Below are 20,257 nucleotides of genomic sequence, written 5' to 3' on the forward strand. Positions count from 1 at the left end.
TTTCAATTTGAGTATATAATGAAGCTTGAAGTGGCATAGTTAATTTGGCCACCTAGTTAGAGGTGATATCATCACCTCATAATTTAATAGGTGACACTATGACTAAAAGAATACGCCCTAATTTTACACCTGAATTTCGATTAGAATCAGCACAACTCGTTTTAGACCAAGGCTACTCTGTAAAAGAAGCTGCGGAAGCAATGAATGTTGGTAAATCAACAATGGATAAGTGGGTTCGACAGCTGAAAGATGAACGTGGTGGAATGACACCGAAAGCAACACCAATGACGCCTGATCAGCTTAAAATTCGTGAATTAGAGAAGAAGATTAAACGGATTGAAATGGAGAAAGAAATACTAAAAAAAGCAACCGCTCTTTTGGCCTCGGACTCATTCAAAACTTCATATTAGTTGATGAATTAAAAGCTTATTATCCTGTATCTATCCTTTGTCATGTCTTTGATATTCATCGCAGTAGCTATAAATATTGGACTAAACGGCCTAAAACGCAGTCAAAAGAGCAAGTGCTATTATCTAGTGAAGTGAAGGCTGCACATCGTGCCAGTAGTGGCTCTGCTGGAGCCAGAACAATTGCAGGTATCGTTACGACTAAAGGCGTGCCGTTAAGTCGATATAAGGCAACTAACATCATGAAACAACTAGGATTAGTCAGTTGTCAGGTTAAAAAACATCGTTATAAAAAAGTAGAAAATGAACATTTAAATATTCCCAATACATTAGATCGCCAGTTTGCAGTTACTGAGCCTAATCAGGTTTGGTGTGGCGACGTGACATATATTTGGTCAGGACAACGTTGGTTGTACCTTGCTGTTGTGATTGATTTATTTGCCCGTAAAGTGATTGGTTGGGCAACGTCAGGCTCACCCAATACAGATCTAACAGGTAAAGCCCTTTCGATGGCTTATGAAGTTCGAGGGGCGCCTAAAAGTGTTATGTTTCATTCAGATCAAGGCTGTCATTACACAAGTAAACAATATCGCCGATTACTTTGGCGGTATCAAATTACACAAAGTATGAGTCGACGTGGAAATTGTTGGGATAACGCCCCAATGGAACGATTTTTTAGAAGTTTTAAAACAGAGTGGATGCCAACTGCGGGTTATCGCTCATCGAATGAAGCTAAAGTGGCGATCACTGAATATATTATCCGATATTACAACCAAGTCAGGCCCCATCAATATAACGGTGGCTTGACGCCTAATGAATCAGAACGCCGATTTAATAATGAATACAAATCAGTGGCCAATTTTACTTGACCACTTCACCCTGCACTGCTTTAAATCTTGGATTAGATTTACAAATCACATAAATACGACCACGGCGTTTAACCACCTGACAGTCTTTACTGCGATTTTTTGCACTTTTCAACGAACTAAGAACCTTCATTAACTTTCACCCTTTAACATCATAAGAAAAATTGTTGTCTTAACGAGCCGTCTTATCAGCCAATTAAACAGCGTGTAATTGCCATAGTATTGAACGCTAATAAGACCCCGCCAACAATGGTTATGTTATAACATAACAACAAACACACTGTAAACATAATAAAAAGGGATAAGTAGAAAAACGAAGCTACCCATGATAACAATCGTTATGGTTCCCTACCGCTCTTACTAAAGCTTTATTACAGGAAATAAAATTAATAGATGTTTACCTAATGGCAGATAATAATGAGGATTATCCGTTTTCTGGACTGGGATTTAGAGACAATTCTGTTTGGAGGTAAAATTATGCTACAAGTTGTTTTTTATTATTTTCAAACTAACACTAACATTTTGCTTATTCGCATTAGATAAGACCATATCATCTCTCTTTGTCGTTATTTGAGAACTGTATAGTCGCATATATTCATTTAATGTAAATATCAACTTACTATTTACACTAATACTTCCATTTTGTTTTATTGTATTTAAAGAATATGTAATTAACACTTCATCATTCTTAATTGGTATAATCATAATTGAACTAGTACATAACTGAGCATCACCACAAGTCATAAAACTTTCTTCAATTGCTGATTTTAAAAAAACATTAACGTTATGATTTGCTATATGATCCTTATCTTCATAACTAATGTTAAACATCGCGATATAATCAGATCCTTTAGAAATCCCACTATCAATTATAGATTCTTTAAACTCTTTCGAGAAAGAAAGAGATGAAAATAAGAATAAAAACACATAAAATATATTTTTAGACCATATTAATACATTAATCATAAATATATCCCCCATCATAATTATGCTTATTTACTACATATAATAACAATTAGTATTATTTATTTTTGACACAGATTTCAAAATACATTTGTCGGTAAGAACGATGTTCTAGATCTATTTCACTCAAACCAAACTTATTAGCTAATATAACCAATTCAGCTCGATAACCATCAAGTAAACTTTCATCATCAGTCATAATGGCAAATTCAGCGAAGTCACCTACCCCATCAAGATGATCAACAGTAATATGAAACTTACCCACAAAATAAATACTGCGGGTTTTCTTCATCGCCAATACAATTTGATAACCCATTGTGGTAAGCATACTTTGTGCTTTATTGACATCAGTAATATTTACGGCTTCACAGCGATCAGCTTCTGGTCCTTTTACGATCCAAAGCTTAATGCCTGACGGTGCCATTTCACGAATGCAAAGGCTTTTATTTTCAGCTAAAAGCTGTTGTTTTGGGGTATCAAAATAACAATCAGATTCTATATTATCTTGAAGCATAATTTCATGCGGCATTGATTTTAATATCGCTAAGAACTGAGATATCGACTTCAATCGATATTTAAGTTCGACTTCAAATTTACCACTAAAATGATCTGAAACCATCATTGCTACTTACTGAACTATAAAGAGCGCAGATTAACACACCAACCCAAAGGTTTATGTTAACTATGTATGATTACTATTGATAACACAAAACCAGTTGCTTTAAATAAACAAAATAGCAGTGATTAAACCTCATTCGCAAGCTGATCTAAATAGCTCTGCATAAAGCTCGTTCTTTTTGTAGCTTCTTCTTTCGCCGAATGGGTTTGCATTGTGTCTGCAAGTTTTAATAACTTGGTATAAAAGTGATCTATGGTGTAAGTACCATCGTCAGGTTCTCGATTGGCGCAGAAAGGATCAACTGTTGAATATAATGTTCGCCCAAGAGTTGTACTCACTTGAAGGCACCTTACAATTCCCACCGCACCTAGCGCGTCGAGCCTATCCGCATCTTGAACAATTTTAGCCTCAATCGTCATTGGTTTTACATTGGCGCTGAAACTATGAGCGACGATTGCGTGATGTATCTCTTGCCAATATTGTTTGGGATATCCAATTTCATTCAAAAATTTAATTGCCTTTTCCGCTGCGAAGAATGAACTTTGATTACGTTGAGAATGTCCTTTGGGGAAGGTGAAGCAGTCATGTAAATATGCAGCAGGAATAGCAATGTCAGCGTTTCCGCCTTCTTGTTTACTCAACTGTTTAGCTGTCTTAACGACTCGCAGCACGTGATTAATATCGTGTGCCGCATCAGTAACCATTTCCGTTGAGATGAACTCAAGCAATTGTTTTTCAAATACTTCTAAATTACCCATCTACACCTCAAGCCGCTAACCAACAATACAGGACACCCACATCTATATGCTTTCAAGTTTCAACATACTAATAGTAGATTCCCTACCGTCCACACAAATATTCACAGTTGGTAATGACGATAGGCAGCTCTAATATTACACCAAATAGTAACCTTGGTTCTGCCTACTTTCTTGCATAAAGAATTATGGGTGTCCTTTGTTTTCCTATGTTTCAATTAGCTACTTTGACCATTCAATGCCAATTTAATACGTTGATGTGTACGATAGTTTGGAATCGAAATAAATTGATTCTGAATTGGTTTAGCTCGAGGGTTATCATAACCGTAGATATCATGGCGCATCTCTAATTGGCCATTAGGTGTTACCCAAGCTGTTAAATAAGCCACATCAAGATTCACACGCACCTTTAAGCCAATCTCACGGTGCTTGTTCGAATTAATCATATCGTCGACAGAGGGCAAACTTGGCATATTTTGATAAGACAAAATAATTTTCGCCATCTCACGAGGTTTTTGTACACGCATACAACCAGAACTTAAATCGCGATGATGACGTTTAAACAATGGATATTCTGATTGTGACTCGTCATGCATATATACAGAGAACGAATCAGGCATCAAGAAGGCTACCCGTCCTAGAGCATTCTCAGGGCCGGGATCTTGACGGAATTGGTGCGTAAAGGTATGCGGATTTACCGTTGCCCAATCAATTGAACTAGGTGGCACAACAGAACGATCACTCCAGCTGTTAATCACATCCATACGGTTATTCTTTAAGAAATTAGAATTAGCTTTAGCTGATGGAATAGTATTCTGCACTTTGATGGTTTCAGGCACATACCAATAAGGGTTAATCACAACCGTATTAATGTATGACTGGAACAAATTGGTTGGGCGTTTGGGCATCCCATCGATAATTTTCGATTCAAATATTGGCTTTTGATTATCGTATAGCGTCATTTTGAAATCAGGAATATTAACAATAATTTGCGGGCCATTCCCTTGCAATTGCGCAAAACGTTCACGTTGTAAGTTCAATGCCGTAATGCGCGCTAAACTTGAATAAGGGCGTGTTAATTGGCTCACAACGTCAGGTCCTATAATGCCATCCATCTTCAAACCATAATTACCTTCAAAGGTTTTTATCGCTTGATTCATCACACCGGTATTTGTAATCGTCGCTTGAGCAATAATCTGTTGATACTGAGGCTGAGTTAAATAGCCTAAATTCCAAAGCACTGTCGCCACTTTAGGACCATAAGGGATGGTGTCACCGAGGTAAACAATCTTATCAAAGTGAACATTACTCGAATCAAGTGGATTAGCAGGTAAACTTAATAGATGGTTGATCACTCCCATTGTCGAAACAAACTGCGAAGAAGGAATAAGAGAATTGATCTTTTGAGCCGTCAATGGGAAATAATTCTGCACCATTTTTAATGTCAAAGGCGTCAAAGTTACTGGATGTGAATTGTATAATGGTCGAGGATCTTGCATTAATTGATGCACATAATCCACGTAAACTAAATACGTATCAGTTAATAACAAATCATATCCGCGCTGATCTGGCAATACTGCTAATTTCTTCAACTCTATTAAACGTTGCTTCATACCTGGTAGCGTATTGGAATCTGCCAGCGCTTGTAATTGCGGCATGATCGCATTGACAAGCACTGGGTTTAACCAATATGGCATGAAGTTGTTTTCAGCATATAGCGTATCCAAAATGTTTTCGTTACACACTTTGACCGTTGAGTTTGAACACAAAGATGCGGTGCTATTCACTGTAACGCCATCTAGAACATGTAAATCTAACGTATTGGTCACCGCATTATCAGCAGCCAAAGCTGATCCACAGGTTAGTAATGCTGAAACGGTCATTACTGAACGAATCAATGTAGTCATTTTTTTTCGATTAAATTTCATTCAACGGTCCTTTACTAAAAAAGTAAGAATATGCTTTTTTAGAATTAAAAGCATTCACCATTAAAAGTGACAAAGATTTCAAGAATGATGAGTTGGCACAATTTATATTAAAAAGAGATAGATGAAGAATATCGGGTGCAGAATATTACGAGAAAAAGGCTATGGCGCTGGTTATTATTCACATCTCGGAAGTAAAGCACGAACTATCAGTGATCTATTTAGCGTGTATTTGAGCCTGAAAGACGCAATGAAATAGTCATTCTGACACGCTGGTGGTAAGTGCCCTATCACCCTCACTAGTATTTATTGTGGGGAATGACGGGCAACAGATGAGACTGGTTATTATCCATGATCTACTCATCACATGATCGAGCTTAACATACGGCAGTAAGTCGTTACTCTAAGACGGATTAAAGGATATATAATTCGAAGGAATGTTATTGGTGTCCTATGTTTTTTATAACCAAGTAAATAATTATTATAATTCATAAATTAAGCCATATTATTCTCACTTAACAATAAGTAACTCTTATAGTTAACAAACAATGCTACCATTAATAATTATAGTTAAATGTAGAAGTGGTAGTTCATACCATTAATTTAGATTAAATGAGATAGTAACAAATGAAAAAGACATTATTATGTATTGGTATTAGTTTGTGTAGTATTAATCAAGCTCAAGCAAATGATCAAAATAATATAGTGGGTTATTGGGTTGGTGCTAATGGTGCTTTTGTTGGGAATAATTATGAATCCGAAAGTTTTTCAAGAGATAATCTCATTCTTAACCAATCTTCAATTAACACTGACTCTGCCAGAATAAATTATCTAGGCGCAGTTCGATCTACGACTATGTATTACAAATCTACTGATTGCTCTGGAACTATATATATAGAAGCAGCAGGAGATCCTCGATTTCCTGGTGAAGAATATGGACCGAACTTTTTATTCTTATCTTCTGATAATACAATAAATAAAAAAGTTATGTTCTATGAGTTGAGTAAGCCTAAACTTATGAATAATTTTAATTCACAGAGCAACCTCGGACCAGATACTCAACCGATTTGTAAAGAAAATACTCCACTTACTGGATATTATAATGGAATATATATGCAGGCAGTAAGCAACACACCAGAAAATTTTGCTAATAAATATCCTTGGCTAGGTTTTGTTATGGAAAATAGTAATACCCATGAAGCGATACCAATAATAAAAGGATCTACCCTACCTTTTAAATATATTGAAATAAATAAAGAGCCAAAAACAGATATAGTTGAAGAACCTAAAATTTATCCTGCAGTAGGTAAGCATATTACTGTCAATGTTACTGCACAAGGCAAACTTAGTTATGTGACAGTAACAAAAGGTGGTCCAATTTACCAAGGCGATATTACTTCCAAAAAATTCTCTAATGGTAATGAAGTGGTCAAGTAAAATTGGCCACTGATTTGTATTCATTATTAAATCGGCGTTCTGATTCATTAGGCGTCAAGCCACCGTTATATTGATGGGGCCTGACTTGGTTGTAATATCGGATAATATATTCAGTGATCGCCACTTTAGCTTCATTCGATGAGCGATAACCCGCAGTTGGCATCCACTCTGTTTTAAAACTTCTAAAAAATCGTTCCATTGGGGCGTTATCCCAACAATTTCCACGTCGACTCATACTTTGTGTAATTTGATACCGCCAAAGTAATCGGCGATATTGTTTACTTGTGTAATGACAGCCTTGATCTGAATGAAACATAACACTTTTAGGCGCCCCTCGAACTTCATAAGCCATCGAAAGGGCTTTACCTGTTAGATCTGTATTGGATGAGCCTGACGTTGCCCAACCAATCACTTTACGGGCAAATAAATCAATCACAACAGCAAGGTACAACCAACGTTGTCCTGACCAAATATATGTCACGTCGCTACACCAAACCTGATTAGGCTCAGTAACTGCAAACTGGCGATCTAATGTATTGGGAATATTTAAATGTTCATTTTCTACTTTTTTATAACGATGTTTTTTAACCTGACAACTGACTAATCCTAGTTGTTTCATGATGTTAGTTGCCTTATATCGACTTAACGGCACGCCTTTAGTCGTAACGATACCTGCAATTGTTCTGGCTCCAGCAGAGCCACTACTAGCACGATGTGCAGCCTTCACTTCACTAGATAATAGCACTTGCTCTTTTGACTGCGTTTTAGGCCGTTTAGTCCAATATTTATAGCTACTGCGATGAATATCAAAGACATGACAAAGGATAGATACAGGATAATAAGCTTTTAATTCATCAACTAATATGAAGTTTTGAATGAGTCCGAGGCCAAAAGAGCGGTTGCTTTTTTTAGTATTTCTTTCTCCATTTCAATCCGTTTAATCTTCTTCTCTAATTCACGAATTTTAAGCTGATCAGGCGTCATTGGTGTTGCTTTCGGTGTCATTCCACCACGTTCATCTTTCAGCTGTCGAACCCACTTATCCATTGTTGATTTACCAACATTCATTGCTTCCGCAGCTTCTTTTACAGAGTAGCCTTGGTCTAAAACGAGTTGTGCTGATTCTAATCGAAATTCAGGTGTAAAATTAGGGCGTATTCTTTTAGTCATAGTGTCACCTATTAAATTATGAGGTGATGATATCACCTCTAACTAGGTGGCCAAATTAACTATGCCACTTCATAAATATGATATTACTTTTCCAAACACTTTCATGTCTTCAGAACAAACAAATGACAATACACAATTAAACTGTTCACTAAATAAAAACTCACAAAATTACGTATCAAAAATGAGTATCAGTTGTTACAAACTAAATGACCAACCAATAATTCGTGTTATTACAAGTTCTAATTTTATTCCATCCAATAGTCGATTTACATTAGACGTACAATGGTAAATTTTAATCATAAATAATAATCCCTTATTCATAATAAATAGACCGCGTTAGGTCTATTTATTATAATCCATCCCATCTATTCAATAAATATCACTTAATAACTTCAACTATCCAGCTATAAATTATTCTCTGACAGAAACAGGACACCTCTATTTATATTCAACAAGATTTCAACACAAATAAATAGATTCCCTATCGCCCTCGCGGGCATTCACTGTAGGGAATGACGGGATTGGGGCTTGGCATTCACTCAGCCTAATATTCGTCATCTCGGAAGTTGAGGAACGAGCTATCCGTGATCTACTCACCCCGTGATTGAACCTTAAAGACGCCAATAAAACACCTTACGTTTTACGGCTAAATATAAACTCAACAACGCGTGGACAGTAGATTCCCTATCGCCCTCACTGGCATTCACTGTAGGGAATGACGAGGTTGGGCTTGGCATTCACTCTGCCTAATATCCGTCATCTCGGAAGTTGAGGAACGAAACTATCCGTGATCTACTCACCCCGTGACCGAGCCTTAAAGGCGTCACTGAAACACCTTAAATTTTCCAGCTAAATATAAACTCAACAACGCGTGGACAATAGATTCCCTATCGCCCTCGCGGGTATTCACTGTAGGGAATGACGAGGTTGAGGCTTGGCATTCACTCAGCCTAATATCCGTCATCTCGGAAGTTGAAGAACGAAGCTATCCGTGATCTACTCATCACGTGATCGAGCCTTAAAGATGCCAGTGAAACACCTTACGTTTTACAGCTAAATATAAGCTTCACAACGCGTGGACAGTAGATTCCCTATCGCCCTCGCGGGCATTCACTGTAGGGAATGACGGGATTAGGCTTGGTAATTACGATACGACAGAATCGCTTGGTGATCACAAAAAATAAATCTGAGGTATAACTAATTTTTGGACAGAAGCTTCTCAGAAAGATTGATCTATCTAAACTAATAGGCATTAGGAAAAGTAAGTATAACGCTTAATCTCCCTTTTACATGACCATTCATAGTATTTCAATATTTACTTATATGAAGGTGGCTTAGCTTGTTCAACTATCCATATCTGTTAGGCATTATTTTGAGAGGCCATCGTTGAATTGTTGGTGGATATTTGACAGTTCAATCTCTTCTAGAGGCACATCTGCGCCGGGCATTGCATTACCCTTATAATTTATATTTCCATACGGAAAAATATATGGATTTTCTTCGTTAATTTCAGAAAGATTGATGTCAATTAACAGCTTTGATTTTGGACATCTCGTACTTCGAAAACCATTGCCATTTACATAGGGCATCTTTTTGATTGATCGAGCCAGTATATTGTTAGAACAACGTAAAAAATCTTTATTAACAAATATGTACGACTGATTTTCTAAAGTTTCTCTGCCAACAAAAGCTATGAAACTGATGTTTTTGTACAATTCATTGAACTCAAAGACAACAGGACGATTAAGCCCAAGTTGCTCAATATCATTAAACTGACATTTTCCACTGGATAATAAATCCAGCAACTCTAGTGTAGTTATCGATAACTGAAAAGCTCCAAGATTATGCATTGTATTCTTATGATGTTCAGGAACACGTTCCTCTTCCATACAGTAAACGATCCCATTGTTTGGTGAAATAGACCCCTTATAGTCCCTATTACAAGCATATCTCTTGTTGATTTTTATTAGTTTGCTTTTGACACCCTGAATCAAGGGCTTCACTTGCTTATTTAACTCTACAGAACGAGTTTGTCCAACTGACATTTTAGACTGCATGCGAGCTATTTCTTTATCGATTTCAATTTCTGTCTTAGTTAACAAACCACCTTTCGGACCACTAACGTCAACAAACAATATGTCTTCAAGACTGTCATTTACATCGTCTGAGATTACATAATCAGGAGTATGATAGTTCTCAAGTTGTGACATTTTCCGAAGAGAAAGGTAACGGCTGTTTCCTCCATTTTTTACCTCTTCCTCATAACATTCTATATCTGAGTCTTTTAATCTAAATTTCTTGAGCAAGTATTCACCAGCAAACTCTTCACTATTCATTGAAACCTCATTTTGAGCAAACACCATAATGCTTAACCGCCGCATTAAGGTGATGAGCAACGCTACCACCTAACCTAAACCCTTGCACCGTAAACAAAACCCAAGCTTAAACTGAAAATGCTAAGCGTTGTGAATCACTCTTAAATTTACTGTTAACTGTTTATTAGCCCCATTCTCCCCGCATTTTGTATAAAGATTGTCGCATCATCGTCCGACAATAGCTCAAGTGGGGTGTACTCAACGCCCATTTCGATTAGTTTATGTTTTTGCCCAACTAGGTAGGCAGTACCACGCTCAAACCTCGCCTCAAAAAGGCTCTGAATGCGAGGTGAAGCAACTTTTGAAAATACCGTTCGAAATAGCGATAAATCAATGATTAAGTCATCAACCTCAACCCAAGCGTGACCGTCCCATTTGCCAATTACACCTTCCTTTTTACTTAGTATTGGTTTAATTGGTTGATGAGCAAATATCTTGGATTCAGCAACAGATAAGCTTCCCGTCACAAAGCGAGTCTCGACAGACAAGTGATCATTCATCATCGCAACTAACATTGCGCTCATATACAGACAGCTACCATCTACAGGTTTGAAGTTCTGAGTTATATCTTCAGCCATATACAGAACTTCTTGTACCAATTCACTTCGTGTCATTTAAACTCCAAACTCTAGAAATAGTTAACAGCTTATTAGTAGCATTCTTACTTTCACGCAAAAGAATGCACCTAAAGTCTCATGATCATAATCAATTTAGTTCATAAATATCATGATCTTGATTGTTTTAAAGTGTTTATTCGAAATATAGAAAGTATAAAATAAGCCTGATTAGCATATGAATATATAAATAAAACTAATCCAAAATCACGTTAATACAATATGAATGAGTATTTGATCTAAACAGTTTTGGGGCATTTCTGAGCTAGCCATGATAGCAAGCTCGTTGTGATCACCAAGCGATTCTGTCGTACCTTGACCACCAAGCCGATCAGCCTGCAACACACTCATATATCTAAAAACTATAATGTTCCATATTCGTATTATTTAATATTTCAACACGCGATGAATAGATCCCCTATCGCCCTCGCGGGCATTCACTGTAGGGGATGACGAGGCTGGATGGATTGTGAAAAATTCGATTTAATAATGAATACAAATCTGTGGCCAATTTTACTTGACCACTTCAATTTAAGATTTCGACACGCGGTGAATAGATTCCCTATCGCCCTCGCGGGCATTCACTGTAGGGGATGACGAGGCTGGATGGATTGTGAAAAATTCGATTTACGTAGTTTCAGATAAAGACTACATTCGCACTATTTAAGATTTCGACACGTGTGAATAGATTCCCTATCGCCCTCGCGGGCATTCACTGTAGGGAATGACGGGGTTGGATGAATAGTTTCATGACAGCTCTTGCAGGATATTTAATATTTGAAATAACAAAACGGAATAGAATTATAGGACTAAGTAGATTTAGCTGGAAAATAAGAAGAAATGTGAATACCGCAGAAGGGGAAAAAGGAGGTAAAACAGAGCTTACCCCCATACTTATAACTTATTGTATCTTATGGTTTTTAGCTAAGAAAGCATCGAGTTTATTAGCAAAATTTTGGCGGTCAGCTTGCGTTAATGCAGACGGTCCACCTGTCTGAATTCCACTACTCCGCATGGTTTCCATAAAATCACGCATTTGTAGGCGTTGCTTGATGGTGTCTTTGGTGTAAAGCTCACCGCGTGGGTTTAATGCGTGTGCGCCTTTGGTGATCAGTTCATCAGCCAAAGGAATATCAGCGGTGATCACCAAGTCCCCTACTTCGCATTCCTGAACAATATAATTATCAGCAACATCAAAGCCTTGCTCTACTTGAATCGAGCGTAGAAATGGTGATGGTGGTGTGCGGATATATTGATTCGCCACCAGCGTTACACTTATTTTAGCGCGATCTGCTGCGCGAAAAAGAATCTCTTTTACAACGTTTGGACATGCATCTGCATCAACCCAAATTTTCATAGATTTCCCTTAAATATTGAGATTACGTGAATGAACACGTTAAATTTATCTATAAAAAAGCCGCCCTTAATAAAGGCGGCTTTTATTTAATTCTTTGGCTTAGGCCGCTTGATTAATAGTGAAACTTAACCAATTAGTGCTTTCTTAGCAATGTACTCATCGTAAGTGCCGTGGAAGTCTTCTACGCCATCTTTAGTGATCTCAATAATGCGTGTTGCAACAGAAGTTACAAATTGACGGTCATGAGATACGAACATTAATGTACCTTTGAAGTTCTCTAACGCAAGGTTAAGTGCTTCAATAGATTCCATGTCCATGTGGTTTGTTGGTTCATCCATTAGTAGGATGTTAGGACGTTGCATGATTAGCTTACCAAACAGCATACGACCTTGCTCACCACCAGAAATCACTTTAACTGATTTCTTAATGTCGTTTTGTGAGAACAGCATACGACCAAGGATACCACGAACTACTTGCTCGTCGTCGCCTTCTTTCTTCCACTGACCCATCCACTCTAATAGTGTAATGTCTTCAGCGAAATCAGCACTGTGATCCTGTGCGTAGAAACCGATATTGTTGTTTTCAGACCACTTAATCATACCTTCCATTGGGTCCATTTGGCCCGCTAGAGTATTTAGGAAAGTTGATTTACCAATACCGTTTTCACCGATGATCGCAATGCGCTCACCCACTTCTACCAATAGGTTAACGCCATTGATAAGAATGTTATCGCCGTAACCTTGTTTTAGGTTCTCAACTTCAAGTGCGTTACGGAACAGTTCTTTTTCCTGATCGAAACGAATGAATGGAGATTGGCGGCTAGATGCTTTCACCGCTGTTAGCTGGATCTTGTCTAATTGCTTTTGACGAGATGTTGCTTGCTTAGCTTTAGATGCGTTAGCAGAGAAACGGCTTACGAACGTTTGTAGTTCAGCCATCTGTGCTTTCTTCTTCGCATTATCAGCTTGAAGTTGATCACGAGATTGCTCTGCTGCGATCATGTATTCGTCGTAGTTACCAGGGAACAGACGCATTTCACCGTAATCTAGGTCAGCCATGTGAGTACATACGCTGTTTAAGAAGTGACGGTCGTGCGAGATAATGATCATTGTGCAGTTACGTGCAAGAAGGATCTGCTCAAGCCATGCAATGGTGTGAATGTCCAAGTTGTTCGTTGGTTCGTCAAGCAGCATGATGTCTGGGTTAGCAAACAATACTTGAGCCAATAACACACGCACTTTAAGACCTGGAGCAACGGCGCTCATAAGACCAAAGTGTTGATCTTCAGAAATGCCAAGACCTAAAAGAAGTTCGCCTGCACGTGCTTCTGCTGAGTAGCCGTCCATTTCTGCGAATTCAACTTCAAGATCAGCAACACGCATGCCGTCGTCTTCAGACATATCAGGCATCGCGTAAATACGATCACGCTCTTCTTTCACAGTCCATAGTTCTTTATGGCCCATGATTACAGTATCGATAACACTGTAGTTTTCAAATGCAAATTGGTCCTGACCTAATTTCGCCATACGCTCGTTAGGATCAAGTGAAACAGTGCCACCAGATTGCTCTAGTTCGCCACCCAAGATTTTCATGAATGTCGATTTACCACAACCATTTGCGCCGATCAGGCCGTAACGGTTGCCACCACCAAATTTAACTGAGATGTTTTCAAATAATGGCTTATCGCCAAATTGCATTGTGATATTAGCTGTTGAAATCAATGTACTGTTTCCAAAATTTGTGAATATATCAAGCATTAAAAAAGCCGCTCAATATAGGCGACTTTTTCTCTAAATTGTTGTCTAGTATAGCAGCTTTCGTGACATACATCACCCTAAATTAGTGCTGCTATTTAGTAACTAATGATTAACGACGCGATCGACCGCCGTTATTGCGGCCACCATTACGACCACTGTTAGAACGTTCTTTATGTGCTGATGCCGCTTTTGCTTGCGATAACAAAATAGACTCAACAGTAAGTTCCATTGGTGTTTTTGGTGTAATGCCGTGGGCAAATGTACGCATACGTGGCGGTAATTCAAATTCAGCCGCAGAAGCACGAGGCATACGCTTAAAGCGAGACAGGTAAAAACCTTCTACTTTTTCACGTGCCCACTCTGTTTTCTTCAGGTATTTAACGCTACTTGCAATAGACGGTTTGGTATTGAAACAGTTCATACGCATTGCTGTATCAAGAATTTCCCAACCGTAATGATCAACAAGTTCTGTTAGCATTTTCTCTAAGCTAAGACCATGTAATGGATTATTTTGCAGTAATTGCTGCTCTAGCGTCAGTTCTTTTACTTTTTTTTCTGATTGTGGTTGTTGATCTAATTCTTGCATGTTAATTCCTAACAGAGACTCACTGAGTGGCGCGCATTATACTGATAATAGCAAAATAATCATTAATAAAAAAAGAGAATAAAAAAAGCGAGCACTATACTCGCTTAATAATAGATCTCGATTTTATCGTTTAGAAAGCCAACGACTTATTCCCAATCAAGAATAACTTTACCCGACATGCCAGAACGCATAACGTCAAAGCCTTGCTGGAAATCATCAATCTTATAATGGTGCGTAATGATTGGGGTTAGATCTAGGCCTGATTGAATCAAGCTTGCCATCTTGTACCATGTTTCAAACATTTCGCGACCGTAGATACCTTTAATGATTAAGCCTTTAAAGATAACCTGAGTCCAGTCAATGCCCATGTCTGATGGTGGAATGCCAAGTAATGCAACCTTACCACCGTGGTTCATACTTGATAACATGCTGTTAAATGCCATTGGATTACCTGACATTTCTAAACCAACATCAAAGCCTTCCTTCATGCCTAACTCATCCATAACATCGGTTAGGTTTTCATTTGCAACGTTAACGGCGCGAGTTACACCCATTTTACGTGCAAGATCTAAGCGGTATTCGTTAACATCGGTGATCACAACATGGCGAGCACCAACATGTTTTGCAACCGCAGCTGCCATAATACCAATTGGGCCAGCACCGGTGATCAAGACATCTTCACCGACAAGATCAAACGATAATGCAGTATGAACCGCGTTACCAAATGGGTCGAAAATCGACGCTAAATCATCTGAGATATCATCTGGAATTTTAAATGCATTAAACGCAGGAATAACCAAAAACTCTGCAAACGCACCTTCACGGTTAACGCCAACACCAACGGTATTACGGCATAAATGGGTACGACCACCGCGACAGTTACGGCAATGCCCACAAGTGATGTGCCCTTCACCAGAAACACGGTCACCTAAGTTAAAACCACGGACTTCTTGTCCCATGCCTACAACTTCACCCACATATTCATGACCCACAACCATTGGTACTGGAATGGTTTTTTGTGACCACTCATCCCAGTTATAGATATGCACGTCTGTACCACAGATAGCTGTTTTCTTAATACGAATAAGTAGATCATTATGCCCCATTTGCGGCTTATCTACTTCAGTCATCCAGATACCTTCTTCAGGCTTTAATTTAGACAGAGCTTTGATTTTCATAACACTTATTCCATAAAGCTAGAATAACCATTTAATGGCATTCTATACAATGACCTTAACCAATGGCTAAGGTCGTGCCGATGTTAACAACGAAAAACGAACTAGATAATAGCCATCTCTTTGCCTACTTCGATAAAGACATCAATGGCTTTATCAAGTTGCTCACGGGTATGTGCTGCTGACATTTGAGTACGAATACGTGCTTTACCGTTTGGTACTACAGGGAATGAGAAACCAACCACATAGATACCTTTTGCTAATGCGCGCTCAGCAAATTCTGCTGCTACTTTTGCATCACCTAGCATAATTGGAATGATAGCGTGATCAGCACCTGCCATAGTAAAGCCAGCATCTGTCATACGGGTACGGAAATGCGCCGCATTAATCCATAGGTTATCGCGTAAATCACCACTTTCAGCTAATAGATCAATAACACGGTTTGATGCGGCAACAATCGCTGGCGCAACAGAGTTTGAGAACAAGTATGGACGTGAACGCTGGCGTAACCAATCAATCACTTCTTTCTTACCTGACGTGTAACCGCCTGATGCTCCACCCATTGCTTTACCAAGCGTACCTGTAATGATATCAATACGATCCATTACATTATGGTGCTCATGAGTACCACGACCATTTGCGCCCATAAAGCCGACAGCGTGAGAGTCATCCACCATCACAAGTGCGTCATATTTCTCCGCTAAATCGCAAATAGCAGGCAGGTTAGCCACTACGCCATCCATTGAGAACACACCGTCAGTTACGATCAATGTATTACGTGCGCCCGCTTCTTTAGCTGCGATCAATTGTTGCTCAAGCTCTTCCATGTTGTTATTTGAGTAACGGAATCGCATTGCTTTACATAAACGTACACCATCAATAATAGAGGCGTGGTTTAGTGCATCTGAAATGATGGCATCTTCAGCACCAAGGATCGTTTCAAATAAACCAGTGTTAGCATCAAAACATGAGGTATAAAGAATGGTGTCTTCCATTCCTAAGAAATTCGATAGTTTTTGCTCTAATTCTTTATGCGCGTCTTGTGTGCCACAAATAAAACGCACCGATGCCATACCAAAACCGTGTTGATCCATACCCGCTTTTGCAGCAGCAATCAGTTCTGGGTGATTAGCCAAACCTAAGTAGTTATTTGCACAGAAGTTTAATACTTCTTCACCAGATTGAATCTTAACAGCAGCTTGTTGTGCAGACGTAATAATACGCTCAGATTTGTATAGTCCTTCAGCTTTAACATCTTCAATTTGCTGATTAATTTGCTTATAGAATGCAGAAGACATGTGTTCCTCACAGATTTATTGGATGGTAACTAAGCGCAATCGCCGATAAAACCTAAAAGCTCTTTTATCTAGACTAGAACATACTGCAACGGCAGCATTAAATATCGAAGTCTAGGGAGTAGCTTTCGTTTTACACCTTTTTTATTTGAAAATCGCCAACTATTTGGTGCTTTTTATCAACACTTTGAACTAGAACTTAATTGGTCACTTTTCAGCATTCTAATTCAAACCTAACCACAGTATTATCCCATACCATGGAAAATGATTATTGACTCTCAGGCACAAATGAATGGAAACTAATAAGCTAATCGCACTAATGCCAGATCTCGCGGTGTTTATTGTCGTCGTTGATGAAGGCAGCTATACCTCGGCTGCCAAAAAGCTCAATGTCACCCCTTCTGCATTAAGTAAACAGATATCACGCTTAGAGAGCGCGCTTTCCGTTAAATTATTAGAACGTACGACTCGAACCTTGGTCATCAGTGAGTCTGGTAAACGCATTTATAGTCAATGCACAGCGATGTTTGATGCCGCAAAACAAGCGATTGAAATCTCCCATTCAGAGCCGATTGTGCCTGCCGGTATGATAACAGTTGCTGCACCCAAAGCATTTCTATCGATAGTATTACAGCCATTAGTGACGCCATTTTTAACTCAATACCCTGATATTCAATTAAAGCTTAAAGCCCGTGATGGTGATATTGATATTATAAAAGAAGGGATTGATGTGGTATTTAGACTAACTGAAAAGCCAAGTGAGGATTTAGTCTTAAAACAAATAGGCAAAGTTGATCTAATGCTATGTGCCAGTCCTGAATACTTAGCACAACGTGGCACACCCCAAACGCCATTAGATCTTATTCATCATGATTGTTTGTATTTAGGGGAAACTAATACAGACAATATTTGGGATTTTGAACAACAACATACACGCCATCGCGTTACCGTGAGTGGTCGTTATGCGGTTAATCACTCTCAAATGCGACTTAATGGTGTAAAAGATAACTTAGGGATTGGTATCTTCCCTGATTTTGTGATTAAAGATGCTTTGCTCGAAGGTGCGGTTATTCAAGTATTACCTGCATGGACGATACGCGGTAATTATCATGGTGATATTGCGCTGCAATACGCTCAAACTAAATTTATGCCCGCCCGACTAAGAGCATTTATTGACTACATAACAGCAAATTTTAACTCGTAAATCATTGATTAAATAAGAAAATGTGCGTTTTTGTCACTTTTTGTTTTTTTTGACACTTATTTTTGTAGTAACGCTAAAGTTATCATTTTCACTGAACTGATACACTTAGTGCATAAAAGGCCATCACAAAATAAAGGACAATCGGTCCTCTCAATGTATGCCTCCAATGCAAAAGGATCAGTGTTTATGCACTCAAAAATCATAGAAAATCATGATGAATTAATCCACTGGATGCGTTTAGTCGAGAATACATATGGTCGTTCAATTCTAACCGATACTGCCATTCATTTTGTTTCTGGCACTTATGATGACGGTACGATAGGACATATGATTGAAATTTTCGATCTTGATGATGCAATGATCGCCAGTTCAGCAGTGAGCCTCGAATTAGCTGAGTTTGCGAATAAAATGAACAACGTCGTTCAACAGCAAGGGGCTAATAGTCTTGCCGCTTCTCGTAGTGTCATGCATTAAAACAATTAACGTAAATATTCCATCGCTACTTTATTTCTCAGTCACTTCTGATTAGAGTGACGGTATAGTTTATACTTCGAACAGTATAATTAACTGCTTAACGGCCATGATAAACAGCAGCCGTTAAATTGAAATACAGTGGGAACAGCGATGGAAAAATATATTGGTTTAATGTCAGGGACGAGCATGGATGGCGTTGATGCTGTTCTCGTAGAAATTGACAACAATAATATTCGATTACTTGGTTCGCATCCCTTTGCTATGGGTAATAATCTCAAACAATCATTGTTAGATATCTGTTTAGGCCAACCAACAAATTTACAAACATTAGGTGAACTAGACCACCGTTTAGGTCATCTTTTTGCTGATGCTGTATTAGCACTGCTGAATAAAACCCAAACAGATGCTACAGATATCACTGCTATCGGTAGCCACGGTCAAACCGTCTTTCATTCTCCCCACACAGAATATGCGTTTACGATGCAAATTGGTGATGCCAATATTATTGCCGCCAAAACAGGCATTACTACCGTTGCTGATTTTCGTCGCAAAGACATGGCATTTGGTGGTCAAGGTGCACCGCTAGTTCCCGCTTTTCATCAACAACTATTTAGCTCAACCCAATGTACTCGAGTTATTTTAAATATTGGCGGTATTGCTAATATTACTGTCTTAGAGCCCAATAAAGCAGTGACAGGCTTTGATACTGGTCCTGGTAATATGTTGATGGATGCGTGGATCAACCTCCACCAGCAAAAAAGTTATGATGAGAACGGTAATTGGGCCCGCTTAGGTACGGTAAGCTCAGTGTTATTAACCCGCTTATTGTCTGAGCCGTATTTACAACTACCCGCGCCTAAAAGCACTGGTCGAGAGTTATTTAACCTGCCATGGTTAGAACACTATTTAGCCGAACCAACGATTGCAGAACTGCAACTCTCTGCTTGTGATATTCAAGCAACACTCACTGAATATACCGCGCAAACTATTGCAAATGATGTCAAAAAAACAGGCCTCACCCCTGCCGTTACGCCAAATGAACTATTAGTCTGTGGCGGCGGTGCTCATAACCCGATTTTAATGCAACGACTGGCAGAATTGCTACCAAGTTGGCAGGTTATGACAACCGCAGATCGTGGTGTAGATATTGATAACATGGAAGCAATGGCATTTGCATGGCTTGCATATCGCACTATGCACCATCAATCAGGTAATTTACCAGAAGTGACTGGCGCTAGTCGTTTAGCCCAATTAGGTGCGATTTATCCTGCGGATTAA

Annotated in this window: 18 protein-coding genes; 5 read left to right on the top strand and 13 right to left on the bottom strand. The window is 38.7% G+C overall.

Annotated elements, in window-relative coordinates; translation table 11 throughout:
• The first annotated feature begins 98 nt into the window (after positions 1 to 98).
• Positions 99 to 1,276 (top strand): IS3 family transposase gene (locus ACJZU6_RS09710; RefSeq protein ID WP_408900069.1). Its coding sequence is split into 2 segments (ribosomal slippage): positions 99 to 357 and positions 357 to 1,276, totalling 1,179 coding nucleotides; the frame shifts between segments, so codons are not numbered across the junction.
• Here ACJZU6_RS09710 and ykgO read toward each other — a convergent pair.
• From ykgO to ACJZU6_RS09735, 5 genes are all read right to left on the bottom strand, one after another.
• A complete protein-coding gene (ykgO, locus tag ACJZU6_RS09715; RefSeq protein WP_408900174.1) occupies positions 1,269 to 1,406 on the bottom strand; it encodes a type B 50S ribosomal protein L36 in 138 nt (45 codons plus the stop codon). The two genes, ACJZU6_RS09710 and ykgO, sit on opposite strands and share 8 nt — an antisense overlap.
• A gap of 347 nt (positions 1,407 to 1,753) precedes the next feature.
• Positions 1,754 to 2,239: a hypothetical protein gene (locus ACJZU6_RS09720; RefSeq protein ID WP_408900175.1), complete on the bottom strand. Its 486-nt coding sequence runs from the start codon at positions 2,237 to 2,239 to the stop codon at positions 1,754 to 1,756.
• Between the two features lie 55 nt (positions 2,240 to 2,294).
• The gene (gene cyaB, locus ACJZU6_RS09725; RefSeq protein WP_327766577.1) at positions 2,295 to 2,855 is read right to left on the bottom strand and encodes a class IV adenylate cyclase; all 561 of its coding nucleotides are present in this window, start codon (positions 2,853 to 2,855) and stop codon (positions 2,295 to 2,297) included.
• A gap of 125 nt (positions 2,856 to 2,980) precedes the next feature.
• Positions 2,981 to 3,613 carry an HD domain-containing protein gene (locus tag ACJZU6_RS09730; protein ID WP_080157266.1) on the bottom strand — a complete coding sequence of 211 codons (633 nt, stop codon included), beginning with the start codon at positions 3,611 to 3,613 and terminating at the stop codon, positions 2,981 to 2,983.
• Positions 3,614 to 3,828: 215 nt separating this feature from the next.
• A complete protein-coding gene (locus ACJZU6_RS09735) occupies positions 3,829 to 5,538 on the bottom strand; it encodes a L,D-transpeptidase family protein (protein WP_408900176.1) in 1,710 nt (569 codons plus the stop codon).
• Between the two features lie 624 nt (positions 5,539 to 6,162).
• On the opposite strand from ACJZU6_RS09735, the gene ACJZU6_RS09740 reads away from it, so the two are divergent.
• A complete protein-coding gene (locus ACJZU6_RS09740) occupies positions 6,163 to 6,972 on the top strand; it encodes a hypothetical protein (RefSeq protein WP_408900177.1) in 810 nt (269 codons plus the stop codon).
• On the opposite strand, the gene ACJZU6_RS09745 is transcribed toward ACJZU6_RS09740, so the two are convergent.
• The 8 genes from ACJZU6_RS09745 to ACJZU6_RS09780 all read right to left on the bottom strand — a co-directional run bounded on the left by ACJZU6_RS09745 (position 6,965) and on the right by ACJZU6_RS09780 (position 17,304).
• Positions 6,965 to 8,142, bottom strand: a protein-coding gene (locus ACJZU6_RS09745; protein ID WP_408900178.1) for an IS3 family transposase whose coding sequence is annotated in 2 segments (ribosomal slippage) — positions 6,965 to 7,884 and positions 7,884 to 8,142 — 1,179 coding nt in all. Because the reading frame shifts where the segments join, the coding sequence is not laid out codon by codon here. The two genes, ACJZU6_RS09740 and ACJZU6_RS09745, sit on opposite strands and share 8 nt — an antisense overlap.
• A gap of 1,367 nt (positions 8,143 to 9,509) precedes the next feature.
• The gene (locus ACJZU6_RS09750; protein ID WP_408900179.1) at positions 9,510 to 10,478 is read right to left on the bottom strand and encodes a hypothetical protein; all 969 of its coding nucleotides are present in this window, start codon (positions 10,476 to 10,478) and stop codon (positions 9,510 to 9,512) included.
• Positions 10,479 to 10,630: 152 nt separating this feature from the next.
• The gene (locus ACJZU6_RS09755) at positions 10,631 to 11,131 is read right to left on the bottom strand and encodes a hypothetical protein (protein ID WP_408900180.1); all 501 of its coding nucleotides are present in this window, start codon (positions 11,129 to 11,131) and stop codon (positions 10,631 to 10,633) included.
• 901 nt (positions 11,132 to 12,032) lie between these two features.
• Positions 12,033 to 12,488 (bottom strand): YaiI/YqxD family protein, encoded by a 456-nt coding sequence (locus tag ACJZU6_RS09760; protein WP_045038663.1) that lies wholly within the window; start codon positions 12,486 to 12,488, stop codon positions 12,033 to 12,035.
• A gap of 125 nt (positions 12,489 to 12,613) precedes the next feature.
• Complete coding sequence (locus ACJZU6_RS09765) at positions 12,614 to 14,209, bottom strand: ABC-F family ATPase (RefSeq protein ID WP_080157764.1); 1,596 nt, start codon at positions 14,207 to 14,209, stop codon at positions 12,614 to 12,616.
• Positions 14,210 to 14,354: 145 nt separating this feature from the next.
• Positions 14,355 to 14,831 carry a VF530 family DNA-binding protein gene (locus ACJZU6_RS09770; protein WP_080157250.1) on the bottom strand — a complete coding sequence of 159 codons (477 nt, stop codon included), beginning with the start codon at positions 14,829 to 14,831 and terminating at the stop codon, positions 14,355 to 14,357.
• A 146-nt stretch (positions 14,832 to 14,977) separates the two neighbouring features.
• Positions 14,978 to 16,009 carry an L-threonine 3-dehydrogenase gene (gene tdh / locus ACJZU6_RS09775; protein WP_327766058.1) on the bottom strand — a complete coding sequence of 344 codons (1,032 nt, stop codon included), beginning with the start codon at positions 16,007 to 16,009 and terminating at the stop codon, positions 14,978 to 14,980.
• A 101-nt stretch (positions 16,010 to 16,110) separates the two neighbouring features.
• The gene (locus ACJZU6_RS09780) at positions 16,111 to 17,304 is read right to left on the bottom strand and encodes a glycine C-acetyltransferase (protein ID WP_080157248.1); all 1,194 of its coding nucleotides are present in this window, start codon (positions 17,302 to 17,304) and stop codon (positions 16,111 to 16,113) included.
• Between the two features lie 289 nt (positions 17,305 to 17,593).
• Between ACJZU6_RS09780 and ACJZU6_RS09785 the strand changes: the two genes are divergently transcribed.
• The 3 genes from ACJZU6_RS09785 (at position 17,594) to ACJZU6_RS09795 (ending at position 20,257) form a co-directional block, all read left to right on the top strand.
• On the top strand, positions 17,594 to 18,505 hold the full coding sequence (locus ACJZU6_RS09785; RefSeq protein ID WP_080157247.1) for a LysR family transcriptional regulator: 912 nt from the start codon (positions 17,594 to 17,596) through the stop codon (positions 18,503 to 18,505).
• A 186-nt stretch (positions 18,506 to 18,691) separates the two neighbouring features.
• Complete coding sequence (locus ACJZU6_RS09790; RefSeq protein WP_080157246.1) at positions 18,692 to 18,979, top strand: hypothetical protein; 288 nt, start codon at positions 18,692 to 18,694, stop codon at positions 18,977 to 18,979.
• A 150-nt stretch (positions 18,980 to 19,129) separates the two neighbouring features.
• Positions 19,130 to 20,257, top strand: coding sequence for an anhydro-N-acetylmuramic acid kinase (locus ACJZU6_RS09795; protein WP_080157245.1), 1,128 nt, complete (start codon positions 19,130 to 19,132; stop codon positions 20,255 to 20,257).

The organism is Photobacterium piscicola, assembly GCF_046058925.1.
GTDB classification, from domain to species: domain Bacteria; phylum Pseudomonadota; class Gammaproteobacteria; order Enterobacterales; family Vibrionaceae; genus Photobacterium; species Photobacterium piscicola.